Genomic DNA, 16,114 nt, shown 5'->3' with positions numbered 1-16,114 from the left:
CCAGGAACGGCGAACGGTCCTACTTGACCTCGACCTTGGCGCCAGCGGCCTCGAGCTTCTTCTTGAGCTCCTCGGCCTCGGCCTTGGCGACGCCGGCCTTGACCTCCTTCGGCGCGCCCTCGACCAGGTCCTTGGCCTCCTTGAGGCCGAGGCCCGTGATCGCGCGGACCTCCTTGATCACGTTGATCTTGTTCGCGCCGGCGTCGGCGAGGACCACCGTGAACTCGGTCTTCTCCTCGACCGGCGCCGCGGCGGCGGCGGGGCCACCGGCCATCATCACCGGAGCGGCGGCGGCGGACACGCCCCACTTCTCCTCGAGCTGCTTCACCAGCTCCGCGGCCTCCATGATGGTGAGGCCCGAGAGCTGCTCAACGATCGCATTCAGATCGGCCATCGCTTCTTCCTCTTCTCTCCGCCGGGCCGTCCCTGACGGCCCGATGCGTCTCATTGGCCCGCGCAACCGCGCGCGGGCGGTTCACGTACCGTTTAACCCTGCTTCTCGAGCTGCTCGTGGCGGGCGCCGACCACCCGGGCCAGCTGCTGGCCAGGGGTGCCGACGAGGCGCGCGAGCTTGGTCGCGGGCTGGGCGATCATCGCGGCGATCTGGCCGCGGAGCTCCTTCAGGCCCGGCAGCTTCGCGAGGGCCTGAACGCCCTTCGCGTCGACGACCTTGCCTTCGATGATCGCGGTCCTGATGACGAAGTTCTCGCGGTCCTTCATGAAGTCCGCGAGGAGCTTCGCCGGGGTGACGACGTCGTCGTACGACATGACGAGGGCCGTCGGCCCCACGAACCGATCCGCCACCGGCTCCACCGGCGTGCCCTTGGCGGCGCGCGCGGCGAGGGTGTTCTTCACGATGCGGTAGTCGATCTTCGCGTCGCGGAGCTTCTTGCGAAGATCCGTGACGACCGCGACGTTCAGCCCCTTCGGCTCCGCGACGATGGCCGCCTTCGCCTTCGCCATCTTCTCGTGGAGCTCACCGATGACCTGCTCTTTTTCCGTCCGGTTCAAGTTGACTCACCACCTCTCCGGCCGGCCGGCGCGTCGCGCCGGGCTCGGCGTCGTTCGGGTCTCGGACCGGACGTCCGGTACGAAAACCCCCTGGCCAAGCAGGGGACGCTGCGGTGAATCGCAGTTCCCGTCTCGGCGGGTCGGATCCGCGAGGATCCGCTTGGCCGCTGTCCGCTCCGAACTGCGCTCGCACCGGAGCGGTGGCAGCGGGCCCGCTGTCTTGGACCAGAACCCCGGCGGCGAGATTGCCGCCGGGAACTCCTGAAGCGCTTACGCGTGCTGCGCGGCGAGCTCCGCCAGGTCCAGCTTGATGCCGGGGCCCATGGTGGTGCTCAGGGTGACGTTCTTGACGTACACGCCCTTCGCCGTCTGCGGCTTCGCCTTGTAGATGACCTCCATGATCGCGCTGAAGTTCGCCTTCAGCTTCTCCGGATCGAAGGAGGCCTTCCCGAACGGCACGTGCACGATGCCCGCCTTCTCGACGCGGAACTCGACCTTGCCGGCCTTCTGCTCCTTCACGGCGCGGGCGAGGTCCATCGTGACGGTGCCGACCTTCGGGTTCGGCATCAGGCCGCGGGGCCCGAGGATCTTACCGAGGCGGCCGACCACGCCCATCATGTCCGGGGTGGCGATGAGCTTGTCGAAGTCCATGAAGCCGCCCTGGATCTTCTCGGCCAGGTCCTCGGCGCCGACGATGTCCGCGCCGGCCTCCTGGGCCTCCTTGGCCTTGTCGCCCTTCGCGAACACCGCCAGGCGGACGGTCTTGCCCATGCCGTGCGGCAGCACGACGGCGCCGCGGACCACCTGGTCGGCGTGCTTCGGGTCCACGCCCAGGTTGATGGACGCGTCCACCGTCTCGTCGAACTTCTTGGTGGCGGTCTGCTTCACGAGGCTCATCGCCTCGTCGAGCTTGTAGCGCTTGGCGCGATCCACCTTCTCGGCGGCCGCCTTGTACTTCTTCGCAACGTGAGCCATGTGCGTGTCCTCCCGGCTAGCCGACGATCTCGATGCCCATGGACAGGGCGGTCCCCTCGACGGTCCGCATCGCGGCCTCCAGGGTGCCCGCCGTCATGTCCTGCATCTTGGTCTTCGCGATCTGCTCCACCTGCTTGCGCGTCACCTGCCCGACCTTCTCCTTGCCGGGCTTGTGCGCGCCGGAGCCCTTCTTCTTCTCCGTGTGGAGGCCGGCCGCCTTCTTGAGGAGGATCGCGGCGGGCGGGGTCTTCAGGACGAAGGTGAAGGACCGGTCCTGGTACACCGTGATGATGACCGGGATGATGAGGGCTTCCTTCGCCTGGGCCTGCGTCGCCGCGTTGAACTGCTTGCAGAACTCCATGATGTTGACGCCGTGCTGGCCGAGCGCCGGGCCCACGGGCGGGGCCGGGTTCGCCTTTCCGGCGGGGAGCTGCAGCTTGATCTGTCCCGTGACCTTCTTCATCGTTGCTCCTCGCGTGGTGCAAGCGAGCTCATCGCTCTCCCACGCCGTCGTTCCCCCCGCGGCGGACGCCGCGGGGCCCTGCAAAGGCTAGGTCTTCTCCACCTGCATGAAGTCGAGCTCGACCGGCGTGGCGCGGCCGAAGATCGAGACCAGCACCCGGAGCTTGCCCTTGTCCGGCTTGACCTCCTCGACGGTGCCGTTGAAGTTCGAGAACGGGCCGTCGGTCACGCGGACCGAGTCGCCCTCCTCGAACTGCACCTTGGGCTTCGGCTTGAGCGAGCCCTCGGAGATCTGGGTGGTGAGGCGCTGCACCTCGATGTCGGACACCGCCGGGACCTGGTCCGGCGTCTTGGCGTTGCCCACGAACCCGGTGACCTTCGGCGTCCCCTTCACGAGGTGCCAGGTCTGCAGGTTCATCTCCATGTTCACCAGGATGTAGCCGGGGAAGAACTTCCGCTTGGAGGTCTTCTTCTCCCCCTTCACCATCTCCTGGACCACCTCCATCGGGATGAGCACCTCGCCGAACGAGTCCTGCAGCGCGTGCTGCCGGATGCGCTCGTCGAGCGACTTCTTCACCTTGTTCTCGAACCCCGAGTAGGTGTGGACGACGTACCACTTCTTCGCCATGACCGCTCCGTTCCGTCGCCCGCGCGTCGATTCCAGAAAACGCCGATGGAGCCGTGCTGGCGGCCCCCAACCGCCGCGGCTCCGTCCCGGCCGCGAAGAACGCGGGGACCTCAGTAGATCTTCGAGCTCAGCCAGCTCCAGACGAGGTCGAAGAGACCGAGGATGACCGCCGCCACGGCGGACGCGACGATCACCGCCACGGTGGCGGCGCGCGTCTCGCGCATGGTCGGCCAGGTGACCCGCCGGAGCTCGAGCGCCACCTCCAGCGACACCTGCTGCGTCTTCGGGATCCGCCAGACCACCACCGCGGTCGCGATGGCGAGCGCGAAGCCCGCCACCGTGGACAGCGTCCAGTCGCTGAACACCGCGAAGTCGTTGACGCCCGCGTACCCGAGCGACAGCTCGAGGACCTTCTCCAGGAAGATCCCCAGCGCGATGGCCGCGAGCACGTAGAAGATCGCTACGACGCGCTTCGGCTGATCGACCCCGCCGACGTTGTCCATGACCCTCGACCTTCGGCTTCGGAGGGCGGGGCCGCCCGCAGACGGCCCCGCCCCGTTCTGTCTGGCAGGCCAGGAGGGATTCGAACCCCCAACCCGCGGTTTTGGAGACCGCTGCTCTACCGTTCGAGCTACTGGCCTAGGTGCCGCGCGGCTACTTCGTCTCCTTGTGCTCCACGTGCTTGCGGCAGCGCGGGCAGTACTTGGAGAGCGTGAGCTTGTCCTGCGTCTTCTTCTTGTTCTTGGTGGTCGTGTAGTTCCGCTCTTTGCAGGTCTTGCACTCGAGCGTGATGATGCTGCGATTGCCGGCCATGACGTCCTTCTTTCCTTACTGGATGACCTCGGCGACCACGCCCGCGCCGACCGTGCGGCCGCCCTCGCGGATGGCGAACCGGAGCTCCTTCTCCATCGCGATGGGGGTGATCAGCTCCACCTCCATCCCGATGTTGTCGCCCGGCATCACCATCTCGACTCCCTGCGGCAGCTGCACCGACCCCGTCACGTCCGTCGTCCGGAAGTAGAACTGCGGCCGGTAGCCGTTGAAGAACGGGGTGTGACGACCACCCTCCTCCTTCGTCAGCACGTACACCTCGGCCTTGAACTTCGTGTGCGGCGTGATCGACCCCGGCTTCGCCAGCACCTGACCGCGCTCCACCTCCTCGCGCTTCAGGCCGCGCAGCAGCGCCCCGATGTTGTCGCCCGCACGCCCCTCGTCCAGCAGCTTGCGGAACATCTCGACGCCGGTCACCACCGTCTTCGCCGTCGCCTTCAGCCCGACGACCTCGACCTCCTCGCCGACCTTCACGATCCCGCGCTCCACGCGCCCCGTCGCCACCGTCCCGCGGCCCGAGATCGAGAACACGTCCTCGACCGGCATCAGGAACGGCTTGTCCGTCGCGCGCTGCGGCGTCGGGATGTAGGCGTCCACCGCCTCCATCAGCTTGAAGATCGCCTGCTCCCCGAGCTCGCCCTTGTCGCCCTCCAGCGCCTTCAGCGCCGACCCCTTCACGATCGGGATCTCGTTGCCCGGGAAGTCGTACTCGCTCAGCAGCTCCCGGACCTCCAGCTCCACCAGATCCAGGAGCTCCTTGTCGTCCACCATGTCCACCTTGTTCAGGAAGACCACGATGTACGGCACGCCCACCTGGCGGGCCAGCAGGATGTGCTCGCGCGTCTGCGGCATCGGACCGTCCGCCGCCGACACCACCAGGATCGCGCCGTCCATCTGCGCCGCCCCGGTGATCATGTTCTTCACGTAGTCCGCGTGGCCCGGGCAGTCGACGTGCGCGTAGTGCCGCTTCTCCGTCTGGTACTCCACGTGCGCCGTCGCGATCGTGATCCCGCGCTCGCGCTCCTCCGGCGCCTTGTCGATCTGGTCGTACGCCAGGAACTGCGCCCCGCCCTTCTGCGCCAGCACCTTCGTGATCGCCGCCGTCAGCGTCGTCTTGCCGTGGTCCACGTGCCCGATCGTCCCGACGTTCACGTGCGGCTTGCTGCGCTCGAACTTCTCCTTGGCCATTGGGTACGCTCCCTGCTGTTGGCGCGTGCGCCGGATGACTCGGCTACCGCGACGGAGTGACTGAGAGCCCTCGTCCAGGATTGAACTGGAGACCTCGTCCTTACCAAGGACGCGCTCTACCGACTGAGCTACGAGGGCAATTCCTTTGATCCGACCTCACTGGAGCGGGAAACGGGATTCGAACCCGCGACATTCAGCTTGGAAGGCTGACGCTCTACCAACTGAGCTATTCCCGCAAGTTTTCCCGAACCTCTTCTTCGCTTCTCGCCCAGCGAGTTGCTGCTATCCGGTCCTGCTCAGTGGAGGGGGGTGGATTCGAACCACCGAAGGCGTAAGCCGGCAGATTTACAGTCTGCTCCCTTTGGCCGCTCGGGAACCCCTCCAGATGTCTTCACCTCGATGACGCTGCGTGAACCCCACGGCTCGCTGAGCTGGCGGTGGGATTCGAACCCGCGACCTGCTGCTTACAAGGCAGCTGCTCTACCAGCTGAGCTACGCCAGCAAAATCCTTCCCGAATCCACGACCGTCATCCCTCGGGCACGGCTCGGGCGAACCACCGCCGTCCGTTGTGGAGGGCGGTCTTTAAAATGAGTGGCCCCATCTTGTCAAGGACGCATTTCGACCGCTGATTTCGACGGGGTGCCCGCGCGCTGCCGCGCGGCCTCGTAGAGGGCGACCGCGGCCGACGCGGAGACCGACAAGCTGTCGAGATCACCCGACATGGGGATCCGCGCGGAGAGGTCGCAGGTGCGGCGCACCAGCGGCCGCAGCCCCTCCCCCTCGCTGCCCAGGACGAGCGCGGTCGGCCCCTTCAGATCGACCTCGCCGAGGGCGCGCTCGCCGTCGGCGGCGAACGCGACCGACCAGATGCCCGCCTCCTTCAGCCGCTCGAGCGTCTTCGCGACGTTGGTGACGCGCGCCACCGGGCAGCGCTCCACCGCGCCGGCCGAGGCCTTCGCCACCGCCGGCGTGACGCCCACCGCGCGGTCGCGCGGGATGACGACGCCGTGCGCGCCGAGCGCGTGCGCCGAACGGATGATGGCCCCGAGGTTGTGCGGGTCCTCGACGCCGTCGAGCACCACCAGGAGCGGCGGGCGCCCGCTGGCCTGCGCGCGCGCGAGCAGGTCCTCCAGCTCCGCGTAGCGGAAGTCGGCCACCACCGCGACCACGCCCTGGTGCCGGTCGGTGCCGGCCAGCCGGTCGAGCTTGGCGCGCGGCGCCGCGCGCACCTTGGCGCCGGCCCCCCGCCCGAGCCGCTCCAGCTCCGCGAACGCCGCGCCGCGGGTGCCGCCCTCGGCCAGCCACACCTCGGCGACGTCGCCGCCCCCGGCGCGGAGCAGCTCGCGCACCTGGTTCACGCCGTAGACGACGCGCATCGCGCCTACTCGACCTTGACCGGGACCGACACGTCGCGCGCCTGCTTCACGCACCACTGGTCGGAGCAGATGAAGAAGTCCACCTTCGCCCGCGCCTCCTGGACGCCGGCCTGGGCCGCGGTGAACGGCACCTCGAAGCGCGGCCCCTCCGCCTTCGGGTCCACCGCGTCCTTGTGGCCGAGCCGGTCCTTGGAGAGCGTGAGCCCCGGCGTCGCCGAGAGCGTGATCTTGAGCGGCGCCTGCGGGTGCACGTGCGTGCCCGCCACCGGGACGATCGAGATCACCAGCTTGCCGGCCGCGCCGGCCTTCACCGACCGCGTGGTGCCCTCGGTGTCGATCCGGTAGCTCTTCGCGGCGGCGTCGGACGCCGCGTCGGCGCGGGACGCCGCGGGGGCGAGCAGGAGCGCGAGGGCGAGTGCGAGGGTGCGCATGGTCGGGCTCTATACCAGGGACGGCCGGGGCCGGCCACGCATTCAGGGACGCGCCGCCGCGGCCGCGCCGTCGCGCCGGCGCCGCCCCGCGCCGGCCGGGGCGCTCCCGCGGCGCACCAGCGCCATGGCGCGCTCCACGATCCGCCCGGCGGCGTCCACGCCGCACGCGGTCTCCGCCTCGCGGATGGAGGGCGAGGAGTTCACCTCGAAGACCCGCGGCGTGCCCTTCACGTCGAGCATGTCCACCGCGCAGACCTCGAGCTGGAGCACCCGGGCCGCCTGCGCGGCGGCCCGCGCGTAGGCGGGCGGCAGGCTCACCTGCTCGAACTGCGCGCCGCGCCGCAGGTTGCGCGAGAAGCGGCCGACCGGCGGCCGCCGCCGCATCGCCGCGATGACCTCGCCGCCCACCACCAGGGCGCGCAGGTCCCGCCCCTTCGCGCCCTTCAGGTACTGCTGCACCACGATGTTCTGGCCGAGGCCCAGGATGGCCTCGAGCGCCGCCTCCAGCGACTGCAGCGTCTCGCAGATCATCACGCCCGACTTCTCGCTGGTGGAGAGCAGCTTCACCAGCACCGGGACGCCGCCCACCAGCCGCGCCATGTCCTTCAGGCCGGAGGGGTCGCTGGCCATGACGGTGCGCGGCACCGGCACGCCGGCGGCGGAGAGCATCTGCAGGCTGCGCATCTTGTTGCGGCTGGCGGCGATGCCGTAGGCGCCGTTCAGCGCCGGGATCCCGAGCAGCTCGAGCTGGTTCACCACCGAGAGGCCGTACTGGTGGATGGACAGGCCGATCCGCGGCACGACCACGTCGGTGCGCGGGAAGCGCTTGCCGCGCCAGTAGGCCTGCGGCGCCTGGTCGAACAGCCCCATCTCCACCTCGAGCGGATCGACGACCCGCGAGCGGACCCCGCGGGCGCGCGCCGCCTCGACCAGGCGGCGCGTGGTGTAGATCTCGCTCGAGCGCGACAGGACCGTGAGGTGCACGGGCGCGACATTAAGGCGGGGGCGCCCGAAAAGCGAGGCGCGCTGGAGCTCGACGCGCGGCGCCCCGGCCCGCCCCGCCCGGACGCCGGACGCACGACGGGCCGCCCGGCGGCGCCAGGCGGCCCGTCTCCACGCGGCGGTGCCGCGCTAGACCTGCTTGAACTCCGCGTCCACCACGTTGTCCTTCGGCTTCTCCTCGGCCGCGGGGCCGCCCGGAGGCGGCGCGCCCTCGCCCGGACCGCCCGGCGCGGCGGTCTTGTAGAGCTCCTCGGCCGCCTTGTGGCTGGCCTTCTCGAGGCGCTCCATGGCCGCCTTCACCTCGGCCGCGGTGCCCTTCTCGCGGACCTTGTGGACCTCCTGCACCGCGTCCTCGATCTCCTTCACCGTGGCGGCGGCGAGCTTGTCCTTGTTGTCCTTGAGCAGCTTCTCCATCTGGTAGGCGAGGTTCTCCGCCCGGTTCCGCTGCTCGACCTCCTCGCGGCGCGCCTTGTCCTCGGTCTCGTGCGACTGGGCGTCGGCCACCATCTTCTCGACCTCGTCCTTCGCCAGGCCGGACGAGTGGCTGATGGTGATCTTCTGCTCCTTGCCGGTCCCCTTGTCCTTCGCGGAGACGTTCAGGATGCCGTTCGCGTCGATGTCGAACGTGACCTCGATCTGCGGCATGCCGCGCGGCGCGGGCGGGATGCCCTCCAGGTGGAAGCGGCCCAGCGTGCGGTTGTCGCGCGCCATCTCGCGCTCGCCCTGCAGCACGTGGATCTCCACCGACGTCTGGCTGTCCGACGCGGTGGAGAACGTCTCCGACCGCTTCGCCGGGATGGTGGTGTTCCGCTCGATGAGCCGGGTCATCACGCCGCCCAGCGTCTCGACGCCGAGCGAGAGCGGCGTCACGTCGAGCAGCAGGATGTCCTTCACCTCGCCGGAGAGCACGCCGGCCTGCACCGCCGCGCCCACCGCCACCACCTCGTCCGGGTTGACGGTCCGGTTCGGCTCCTTGCCGAAGAACCGCTTCACCGTCTCGACGATCTTCGGCATGCGGGTCTGGCCGCCGACCAGCACCACCTCGTCGATCTGCGACGGCTGGAGCTTGGCGTCGGCCAGGCAGCGCCGGGTCGGCTCGATGGACCGCTCGACGAGCGCCTCGACGAGCTGCTCGAGCTTGGCGCGCGAGAGCTTCACCGACAGGTGCTTCGGGCCGGTCTGGTCGGCGGTGAGGAACGGCAGGTTGATCTCGGTCTCCATCATCGAGGAGAGCTCGATCTTCGCCTTCTCCGCCGCCTCCTTCAGGCGCTGGAGCACCATCTTGTCCTTCGACACGTCGATGCCGGTGTCCTTCTTGAACTCGGCGATCAGCCAGTCGATGACCTGCTGGTCGATGTTGTCGCCGCCGAGGTGCGTGTCGCCGTTGGTGGCGAGCACCTCGACCACGTTCTCGCCGACCTCGAGGATCGAGATGTCGAACGTGCCGCCGCCGAAGTCGTAGACGGCGATCTTCTCGTTCTTCTTCTTGTCGAGGCCGTACGCGAGCGCGGCCGCGGTCGGCTCGTTGACGATGCGCCGGACGTTCAGGCCGGCGATCTCGCCCGCGTCCTTGGTCGCCTGGCGCTGCGAGTCGTTGAAGTACGCCGGCACGGTGATGACGGCGTCGGTCACCTTCTCGCCGAGGTAGTTCTCGGCGGCGCGCTTCAGCTTGAGCAGCACCTGCGCGCTGATCTCCGGCGGCGAGTACTGCTTGCCGTCGATCTCGATGCGCGCGTCGCCGTTCGGGCCCTCGGCGACGTGGTACGGGACGCGCTTCATCTCGTCCTGCACCTCGCCGAAGCGCCGGCCCATGAAGCGCTTGATCGAGTAGACGGTCTTCTCGGGGTTGGTGATGGCCTGGCGCTTGGCCACCTGCCCGACGAGCCGCTCCCCTTCCTTCGTATAGGCGACCACGCTCGGGGTGAGCCGGGAGCCTTCCTCGTTGGTGATGACGACGGGATCCTTCCCCTCCATCACCGCGACCACGCTGTTCGTGGTGCCGAGGTCGATGCCGATGATCTTGGCCATGGTTCGAAAGTCCTCCTGGACGGGGGGCAACGTAAGTCCGCGGCGAACCCTGTCAAACGGCGCGCTCGCGCCCCCGGCGCCCCGGCGGGCGGGCGACGGCGCGCTGCGTAGCGCGCGACGCACTGCCACCCGGGCGACGCGTCCCACGCTCCCCGCACAGGCTGCCGCACAGGCGAATAAGCTGCCGGGATGCCACGGTTTTGCCATGGTGACGCGCCGTGGCACCCTGCTTGCTCAGGGAACCCGGACATCCGCGTCACAGCCTCGCAAGGGAACTCCATGCTTCGAATGGTCGCCACCGCCGAGCGGTCCCACGGGTTCGAACAGCCGTTCGCCCCGCCGGGCGCCGACGTGGCCGTCCTCCTCAACGCGAACGCGAAGCAGGTGACGCCCGGCGTGCGCCGCGCGCTCTCCTCGGTGCTGCCGGACGAGCACCTCTTCGTGTCGCGCTGCGCCGACGAGGCCGCGGCCATCGCCGACGAGGTGGTGACCCGGCGCTACCGCACGGTGTTCACGGGCGGCGGCGACGGGACGTTCGTGTCCTGGGTGAACCGGATCCTCGAGAGCGCGGAGCGGCGCGCGGCCCGGCCGCCCTGCTTCGGCGTGCTCGCCCTCGGGACCGGCAACGCGGTGGCCGGCGTGGTGGGCGCGACCCCGCGGCGGCACGTGCAGGACCTGCTCCGGTTCGTCCGCGGCGAGGTCGGCCGCGTCCGCCGCCTCGACCTCGTCTCCTGCGGCGACCGCCTCACCCCGTTCGCGGGCGTCGGCATCGACGCCGCCGTGCTGAACGACTACATCTGGCTGAAGTCGCAGCTCGCCGGCACGCCGCTCCGGCGCCTGGGCCTGGGCGCGAGCGGCTACGGCCTCGCCATCGCGCTGCGCTCCGCGCCGCGGTGCCTGGTCGAGCGGCGCCCCACCTACTGCGAGATCGTGAACGTGGGCCGCCCGGCCTGGCGCCTCGACGGGCGCGGCAACCGCGTCGGCCGCCCCATCGCCCACGGCGAGCTGCTCTACGCCGGCCCGTGCATGATGGCCGCCGCGAGCACCGTCCCGTACTACGGCCTCGGCCTGCGCGCCTTCCCGTTCGCCGAGCAGGCGCCGGGCATGATGCAGGTCCGGGTGGCCACCGCCATCCCCATCCGCACGCTGCTCACCAGCGTCCCGAGCATCTGGTCCGGCCGCTTCGCGCACCGCGGGCTGCTCGACTTCCACGCCGACCGCGTGGCCATGCGCTTCGAGAAGCCGATGCCGCTGCAGATCGGCGGCGACGCCGAGGGCTGGCGCGACGAGCTGACGTTCGGGATGGCGCCGCGGCCGGTGGACCTGGTGGACTTCGGCACCCCCTGCGCCGTCGCCTGAGCGGCGGTCACAGGTAGTAGACGACGCGCTCGTCCTGCCAGAGCAGCTGGTAGACCGCGCGCCGCTGCGCCTCCGACTCCAGCCGCACCGCCACGCTCACCGAGTGGTACTTCCCGCCCGACGAGGCGCGAACGGTCACGTCGATCGCCGGGGCCTCGCCCACGCCGCGGGCCACCAGCCGCCGCGCGTGCTCGGCGAAGTCGTCGGCCGCCAGCCCCATCACCTTGAAGGTGTAGCGGAGCGGGTACTCGAGCGCCGGCGCGGCCGGCGGCGTGGGATCGGCCCGGTTCGTCATCGGGAGCAACCTATCCGCGGGTGGAGCGCGGCGCAGCCCGGAACGAGTCGATCGCGGCCCTGACCGCGCGCCGTCAGGCGCGCCCGCGGGGACCGCGCGCGAGCCCGCGAAGGCGGGCGCGCGAGGTCACGGGACCCGCGCAGCAGGGTGGGGCCCGCGGAGCTCCGCTCCGTGGGGCGCGGCGCAGCCCGGAACGAGTCGATCGCGGCCCTGACCGCGCGCCGTCAGGCGCGCCCGCGGGGACCGCGCGCGAGCCCGCGAAGGCGGGCGCGCGAGGTCACGGGACCCGCGCAGCAGGGTGGGGCCCCGCGGAGCTCCGCTCCGTGGGGCGGGGCGCAGCCCGGAACGAGTCGATCGCGGCCCTGACCGCGCGCCGTCAGGCGCGCCCGCGGGGACCGCGCGCGAGCCCGCGAAGGCGGGCGCGCGAGGTCACGGGCCCCGCGCAGCAGGGTGGGGCCCCGCGGAGCTCCGCTCCGTGGGGCGGGGCGCAGCCCCGTTACAATAGATTCGCAGCGAGCTCCGCGAGCGGGCTGCGCTCGCCCTTCTCCAGCGTGATGTGCCCGGCCAGCCGCTCGTGCATGAAGCGGTTCACCACGTGGATGAGGCCGTTGTTGGTCTGGTCCACGTAGGGATTGTCGATCTGGTACGGGTCGCCGGTGAGGACGATCTTGGTCCCGTCGCCGACGCGCGTGATGATGGTCTTCACCTCGTGCGGCGTCAGGTTCTGCGCCTCGTCCACGATGATGAACTGGTTGGGGATCGAGCGGCCGCGGATGTACGTGAGCGGCTCGATCTCGAGGATGCCCAGGTCGAGCAGCTCGTGGTACCCGCGCCCGGCCTTCTTCTCCGAGCGCGACAGGTTCATGAGGTACTCGACGTTGTCGAAGATCGGCTGCATCCAGGGGTTGAGCTTCTCCTCCACCGAGCCCGGCAGGTAGCCGAGGTCGCGGCCCAGCGGGAAGATCGGCCGGGAGACCAGCATCTTCTGGTAGACGCCGTCCTCCATGGTCTTCTGCAGGCCGGCGGCGATGGCGAGCAGCGTCTTGCCGGTGCCGGCCTTGCCGACGATGGTGACCAGGCGCACCTCGTCGTTGAGCAGCAGGTCGAGCGCGAACGACTGCTCCTTGTTGCGCGGCCGGATCCCCCAGACGCCCTCCTTCGGCGTCTTGATGAGCGGCACGTACGCCTGCTTCGAGGCGCTGTACTTCCCCACCGCCGAGTGCTGCGGGTTGGTGCGATCGCGCAGCACCACGAACGCGTTCGGCGGGGGCGGCTCGCGCCCCTCCTCCGCCGGCAGCGCGCCGCCCGCGTAGAACGCGTTCACGTCCTCCGGCGAGACGTCCAGCACCGAGCTGCCGCTCCACAGCTCGTCGAGCACCACGCCCTCGACGTCGTAGTCCTCGGCGTGGAGCCCGAGCGCGTCGGCGCGGATGCGGAGGTTGGTGTCCTTGGTGACGAAGACGGTGGGGGTGTCCTGCTCGCGCTGCGCCAGCTCCAGCGCCACCGCCAGGATCTGGTCGTCGATGGTGTGGCCGTTCCCGACGCCGTGCGGGAGCTTGTGCTCCGCCACCAGCACGCGGAGGTGCCCGTGGGCGTCGCCGATGGGCACGCCCTCGCGCAGCTTGCCCCGGGCGCGGAACTCGTCGAGCGAGCGCGAGACCTGGCGCGCGTTGCGGCCGAGCGTCGAGAGGTCGCGCTTGAAGTTGTCGACCTCCTCGATCACGTAGATGGGGATGACGACGTCGTTGTCTCCGAAGCCGAAGATGCTGCGCGGATCGTGGAGCAGGACGTTGGTGTCGAGGACGAAGTTCTTTTTCAAGCCTGGGCGGCTCCGGGCGAGGCCGCCCGGGGGACGGGCGGCGCGGACCGAAGTCTAGCAGGGCGCGGGCGGGGCCGGCCACCGCCGCGGAGGCCCGCCCTCACACCGCGGCGCGGCGAGGGGCGCGCAGGCTGGCCGCCGAGACGCTCTGGTTCCGGCCGTGCCGCTTGGCGTGGTAGAGGCAGGCGTCGGCGCGCTCGATCAGCGCCGGCTTCTGGCCGCCGTCGTCGGGGAACGTCGCGACCCCCAGCGACAGCGTGACCTTGAGGGGACCCTGCTCGGTCTCGAAGACGAGCTGGCCGACCTTCTCGCGGATGCGCTCGGCGATCACCATCGCGCCGCCGGTGTCGGTCTCCGGCATGACGATGGCGAACTCCTCGCCGCCGTAGCGCGCCACCACGTCGGTGCCGCGCGCCGCCCGCGCCAGCGTCCTCGCCACCCCGCGCAGCACCTGGTCCCCCACCGGGTGGCCGTAGGTGTCGTTCACCGACTTGAAGTGGTCGATGTCGCAGAGCAGCAGCGAGGTCCGCTTCCCGTAGCGCTGCGCCTGGCCCAGGTGCGCGTCCAGCCGCTCCTGGAAGGTGCGGTGGTTGGTGAGGCCGGTGAGGCCGTCGGTGGTGGCGAGGCGCTCGGTCTGGTCGAACAGGCGGGCGCGGTCGATGGACTGCGCCGCGTGCATGGAGATGACGAGCAGCTGCTGGACCGCGTCGCGGCCGTAGGCGCCGGCGCGCTTCGCGCCCACCACCAGCGCGCCGATGGAGCGCTCGCCGACCTTGAGCGGGAAGATCTTGAGCGAGGCGAGGCCGCGCAGGCACACCGCGCCGAACACCCGCGTCTTGGCGGGGTCGAGCGCGTTCACCGGGAGCACGTCGTCGATCTTGATGGCCGAGGAGACGAGGCACCCGTCGCCCATGGCGAACTCCAGGTCGTCGAGGCCGGCCGCGCCGGTGCGCTCCCCCTCCCCGCCCGCCACCCGGACCACGCGCACCTTGGACGGATCCACCTCGTCGCGCAGCGCGACCGCGGCGAAGTCCACCGTCACCATCTCCGAGGCCACGCCCACCAGCGCGTCGTAGACCTCGGAGAGCTTGCGGGTGCGGTTCAGCCGCTCGATGGAGCGGTAGAACCGGTCCACCTCGGCGCGCGTCTGGCGGACGTCCTTCATCAGCCGCTCGGCGCCGACCGCCCGCAGGATCTCGGCGGCGAGCGTGACGAGGAGCTTCTCCTCGGCCTCGGTGAACGGCGTCGGCTCCATCCGGTCCACCAGCACCACGCCGCGGACGTGGCCGCCGCGCGGGTCCACCAGCGGCGCGGCCAGCAGCGCCTTCGGCCGCGTGCCGTCGGCGTAGTAGCTGACGGCCTTCACCTCGCCGTGGAGCCGCACCGGGGAGCGCCGCCGCACCGCGCCGCCGAGCGGGCCCTCGCCGGCCGGCAGCGGCTCGCGGCCCACCGCCTCGCTGGGCGAGCGGCAGTCGAGCAGCGTGAGCGTCTTCTCGTCCTCGCTCAGCCAGAACAGCGCGCAGGTGTGGCAGCGCAGGGCGGCCACCGCGACCTCGAGCGCCCCGCCCACGGCCGCCTCGACCTCGATGACCGCGCCCTCGCTCCAGCGGCGCTCGCGCTCGGCCGGATCCTGCGCGTCGTCCGGCGCCGCCACGCTCAGCCGGAACGCGCGCGCCAGGTGGTCGATCTCCTTCATCCGCCGCTCGATGGCGAGCCGCTCGTCGCGCCGGCTGGCCGCGACCTGCCCGGCCAGCACCGCGTAGTAGAGCACCGCGAACACCGTGACGAACCCGGCGTGCACCACCGCCTCGGGCAGCTCCGCGACCCGCGCGCCGCGCCCGGCCCACAGCAGCGCCTCGAGCGTCACCGCCAGCGCCACCAGCCCGGCGCCGACGCCCGGGGCGAGGAACGCCACCAGGAACGCCATCACCAGGTAGACCACCGGCTGGAACGCCGACTCCGCGTGCCCGAAGCTCGCGCTCTGCGCGACCGCGTACGCGGCCACCACGAACAGCGAGCCCAGCTCGAGCTGCTCGCGGTAGCCCGCCTGCTCCCCGGCGGCCGCGCGCGCCACCCGGCGCCACACCAGCGCGCCGAGCGCGACCGCCAGCACCGCCATCGCGGCCACCTGCGCCCACCCCGCGGCCGACTCGAACCCGCGCAGCGCCACGAGCGCGCCCACCGCCACCGTGACCAGCGCCGGCAGGCTGCGCACCGCGAAGCGCGCCGCCCGGCGGCGGGCGATGGGGCCGGCCAGCCCGGCCTCGCCGAGCAGGAGCGCGTACGCGCGGATGAGCAGCGGCCGCGAGCGCTGCAGCGCCAGCCGGCGGCGCACCGTGGGCGTCGCGCCCACCGGCGCGCGCACCGGCGGCAGCGCGGGGAGCGGCTCGCTCACGGGGCCCCTCCGCGCTCGGCGCCGAGCCAGTACACGCGCTCGCCGGGACGGATGTAGCGGAGCTCCTCGCGCACGGCGCGCTCGAGCGCGGCCGGCTCGGAGCGGAGCGCCCGGACCTCGCGCGCGAGGCGCGCGTTCTCGCCGGCGAGGCGCTCGTTCTCGGCGCGCATCTGGTCCACCTCGCCGGCGAGGCGCAGGTGCTTGCGGAGGCCGGACGGATCGGCGGCGGAGAGGGCCGCCAGCAAGGCGACGACCCCCACGTACACGCCCCACCTGCGTCCGCGCGTCACGGCCATTCGGCTGCCTCGCCGCG

At 71.1% G+C, this 16,114-nt stretch carries 17 protein-coding genes and 5 tRNA genes; 1 reads left to right on the top strand and 21 read right to left on the bottom strand.

Features of this window, described 5'->3' with window-relative positions:
* Window positions 1-19 precede the first annotated feature (19 nt).
* The 17 genes from rplL to dnaK form a co-directional block, all read right to left on the bottom strand.
* Complete coding sequence (gene rplL, locus ADEH_RS08255) at window positions 20-394, bottom strand: 50S ribosomal protein L7/L12 (protein WP_011420647.1); 375 nt, start codon at window positions 392-394, stop codon at window positions 20-22.
* Window positions 395-486: 92 nt separating this feature from the next.
* Complete coding sequence (gene rplJ, locus ADEH_RS08250; protein ID WP_011420646.1) at window positions 487-1,011, bottom strand: 50S ribosomal protein L10; 525 nt, start codon at window positions 1,009-1,011, stop codon at window positions 487-489.
* 270 nt (window positions 1,012-1,281) lie between these two features.
* A complete protein-coding gene (gene rplA, locus ADEH_RS08245; RefSeq protein ID WP_011420645.1) occupies window positions 1,282-1,986 on the bottom strand; it encodes a 50S ribosomal protein L1 in 705 nt (234 codons plus the stop codon).
* A gap of 16 nt (window positions 1,987-2,002) precedes the next feature.
* Window positions 2,003-2,449: a 50S ribosomal protein L11 gene (rplK, locus tag ADEH_RS08240; RefSeq protein ID WP_011420644.1), complete on the bottom strand. Its 447-nt coding sequence runs from the start codon at window positions 2,447-2,449 to the stop codon at window positions 2,003-2,005.
* Window positions 2,450-2,536: 87 nt separating this feature from the next.
* Window positions 2,537-3,076 carry a transcription termination/antitermination protein NusG gene (gene nusG, locus ADEH_RS08235; protein WP_011420643.1) on the bottom strand — a complete coding sequence of 180 codons (540 nt, stop codon included), beginning with the start codon at window positions 3,074-3,076 and terminating at the stop codon, window positions 2,537-2,539.
* 110 nt (window positions 3,077-3,186) lie between these two features.
* Window positions 3,187-3,579 carry a preprotein translocase subunit SecE gene (gene secE / locus ADEH_RS08230; RefSeq protein ID WP_011420642.1) on the bottom strand — a complete coding sequence of 131 codons (393 nt, stop codon included), beginning with the start codon at window positions 3,577-3,579 and terminating at the stop codon, window positions 3,187-3,189.
* Between the two features lie 62 nt (window positions 3,580-3,641).
* Window positions 3,642-3,717 (bottom strand) — tRNA-Trp (locus ADEH_RS08225).
* Window positions 3,718-3,730: 13 nt separating this feature from the next.
* A complete protein-coding gene (gene rpmG / locus ADEH_RS08220; protein WP_011420641.1) occupies window positions 3,731-3,889 on the bottom strand; it encodes a 50S ribosomal protein L33 in 159 nt (52 codons plus the stop codon).
* 15 nt (window positions 3,890-3,904) lie between these two features.
* The gene (gene tuf, locus ADEH_RS08215; RefSeq protein ID WP_011420640.1) at window positions 3,905-5,095 is read right to left on the bottom strand and encodes an elongation factor Tu; all 1,191 of its coding nucleotides are present in this window, start codon (window positions 5,093-5,095) and stop codon (window positions 3,905-3,907) included.
* 65 nt (window positions 5,096-5,160) lie between these two features.
* A tRNA-Thr gene (locus tag ADEH_RS08210) sits at window positions 5,161-5,233 on the bottom strand.
* Between the two features lie 22 nt (window positions 5,234-5,255).
* Window positions 5,256-5,331, bottom strand: a tRNA-Gly gene (locus ADEH_RS08205).
* A gap of 64 nt (window positions 5,332-5,395) precedes the next feature.
* A tRNA-Tyr gene (locus tag ADEH_RS08200) sits at window positions 5,396-5,478 on the bottom strand.
* Between the two features lie 46 nt (window positions 5,479-5,524).
* Window positions 5,525-5,597, bottom strand: a tRNA-Thr gene (locus tag ADEH_RS08195).
* 104 nt (window positions 5,598-5,701) lie between these two features.
* Window positions 5,702-6,472, bottom strand: a complete 771-nt coding sequence (gene rlmB, locus ADEH_RS08190) for a 23S rRNA (guanosine(2251)-2'-O)-methyltransferase RlmB (protein WP_011420639.1) — start codon at window positions 6,470-6,472, stop codon at window positions 5,702-5,704.
* Window positions 6,473-6,477: 5 nt separating this feature from the next.
* Window positions 6,478-6,903 (bottom strand): hypothetical protein, encoded by a 426-nt coding sequence (locus ADEH_RS08185; RefSeq protein ID WP_011420638.1) that lies wholly within the window; start codon window positions 6,901-6,903, stop codon window positions 6,478-6,480.
* A gap of 42 nt (window positions 6,904-6,945) precedes the next feature.
* The gene (locus ADEH_RS08180; protein ID WP_011420637.1) at window positions 6,946-7,887 is read right to left on the bottom strand and encodes an ATP-grasp domain-containing protein; all 942 of its coding nucleotides are present in this window, start codon (window positions 7,885-7,887) and stop codon (window positions 6,946-6,948) included.
* 147 nt (window positions 7,888-8,034) lie between these two features.
* Window positions 8,035-9,933: a molecular chaperone DnaK gene (gene dnaK / locus ADEH_RS08175; RefSeq protein WP_011420636.1), complete on the bottom strand. Its 1,899-nt coding sequence runs from the start codon at window positions 9,931-9,933 to the stop codon at window positions 8,035-8,037.
* A gap of 279 nt (window positions 9,934-10,212) precedes the next feature.
* On the opposite strand from dnaK, the gene ADEH_RS08170 reads away from it, so the two are divergent.
* Window positions 10,213-11,292: a diacylglycerol/lipid kinase family protein gene (locus tag ADEH_RS08170; protein ID WP_011420635.1), complete on the top strand. Its 1,080-nt coding sequence runs from the start codon at window positions 10,213-10,215 to the stop codon at window positions 11,290-11,292.
* A gap of 7 nt (window positions 11,293-11,299) precedes the next feature.
* On the opposite strand, the gene ADEH_RS08165 is transcribed toward ADEH_RS08170, so the two are convergent.
* From ADEH_RS08165 to ADEH_RS08150, 4 genes are all read right to left on the bottom strand, one after another.
* The gene (locus ADEH_RS08165) at window positions 11,300-11,587 is read right to left on the bottom strand and encodes a DUF493 domain-containing protein (protein WP_011420634.1); all 288 of its coding nucleotides are present in this window, start codon (window positions 11,585-11,587) and stop codon (window positions 11,300-11,302) included.
* 496 nt (window positions 11,588-12,083) lie between these two features.
* The gene (locus ADEH_RS08160) at window positions 12,084-13,406 is read right to left on the bottom strand and encodes a PhoH family protein (protein ID WP_011420633.1); all 1,323 of its coding nucleotides are present in this window, start codon (window positions 13,404-13,406) and stop codon (window positions 12,084-12,086) included.
* Window positions 13,407-13,506: 100 nt separating this feature from the next.
* Window positions 13,507-15,801 carry a sensor domain-containing diguanylate cyclase gene (locus ADEH_RS08155; protein ID WP_011420632.1) on the bottom strand — a complete coding sequence of 765 codons (2,295 nt, stop codon included), beginning with the start codon at window positions 15,799-15,801 and terminating at the stop codon, window positions 13,507-13,509.
* A complete protein-coding gene (locus tag ADEH_RS08150) occupies window positions 15,798-16,097 on the bottom strand; it encodes an FtsB family cell division protein (protein ID WP_011420631.1) in 300 nt (99 codons plus the stop codon). Before ADEH_RS08150 ends, ADEH_RS08155 begins: the two co-directional genes overlap by 4 nt.
* Window positions 16,098-16,114: the final 17 nt, after the last annotated feature.

Origin of the sequence: Anaeromyxobacter dehalogenans 2CP-C (assembly GCF_000013385.1) — a bacterium.
Lineage (GTDB): Bacteria > Myxococcota > Myxococcia > Myxococcales > Anaeromyxobacteraceae > Anaeromyxobacter > Anaeromyxobacter dehalogenans_B.
This window is presented reverse-complemented; position numbering and strand designations above follow the sequence as displayed.

Coding starts and splice junctions, on each gene's coding strand:
- rplL (WP_011420647.1), bottom strand. CDS start 394: ATGGCCGATCTGAATGCGATCGTTGAGCAGCTCTCGGGCCTCACCATC.
- rplA (WP_011420645.1), bottom strand. CDS start 1,986: ATGGCTCACGTTGCGAAGAAGTACAAGGCGGCCGCCGAGAAGGTGGAT.
- dnaK (WP_011420636.1), bottom strand. CDS start 9,933: ATGGCCAAGATCATCGGCATCGACCTCGGCACCACGAACAGCGTGGTC.
- secE (WP_011420642.1), bottom strand. CDS start 3,579: ATGGACAACGTCGGCGGGGTCGATCAGCCGAAGCGCGTCGTAGCGATC.
- rpmG (WP_011420641.1), bottom strand. CDS start 3,889: ATGGCCGGCAATCGCAGCATCATCACGCTCGAGTGCAAGACCTGCAAA.
- ADEH_RS08165 (WP_011420634.1), bottom strand. CDS start 11,587: ATGACGAACCGGGCCGATCCCACGCCGCCGGCCGCGCCGGCGCTCGAG.
- ADEH_RS08170 (WP_011420635.1), top strand. CDS start 10,213: ATGCTTCGAATGGTCGCCACCGCCGAGCGGTCCCACGGGTTCGAACAG.
- ADEH_RS08185 (WP_011420638.1), bottom strand. CDS start 6,903: ATGCGCACCCTCGCACTCGCCCTCGCGCTCCTGCTCGCCCCCGCGGCG.
- ADEH_RS08150 (WP_011420631.1), bottom strand. CDS start 16,097: ATGGCCGTGACGCGCGGACGCAGGTGGGGCGTGTACGTGGGGGTCGTC.
- tuf (WP_011420640.1), bottom strand. CDS start 5,095: ATGGCCAAGGAGAAGTTCGAGCGCAGCAAGCCGCACGTGAACGTCGGG.
- rlmB (WP_011420639.1), bottom strand. CDS start 6,472: ATGCGCGTCGTCTACGGCGTGAACCAGGTGCGCGAGCTGCTCCGCGCC.
- nusG (WP_011420643.1), bottom strand. CDS start 3,076: ATGGCGAAGAAGTGGTACGTCGTCCACACCTACTCGGGGTTCGAGAAC.
- rplK (WP_011420644.1), bottom strand. CDS start 2,449: ATGAAGAAGGTCACGGGACAGATCAAGCTGCAGCTCCCCGCCGGAAAG.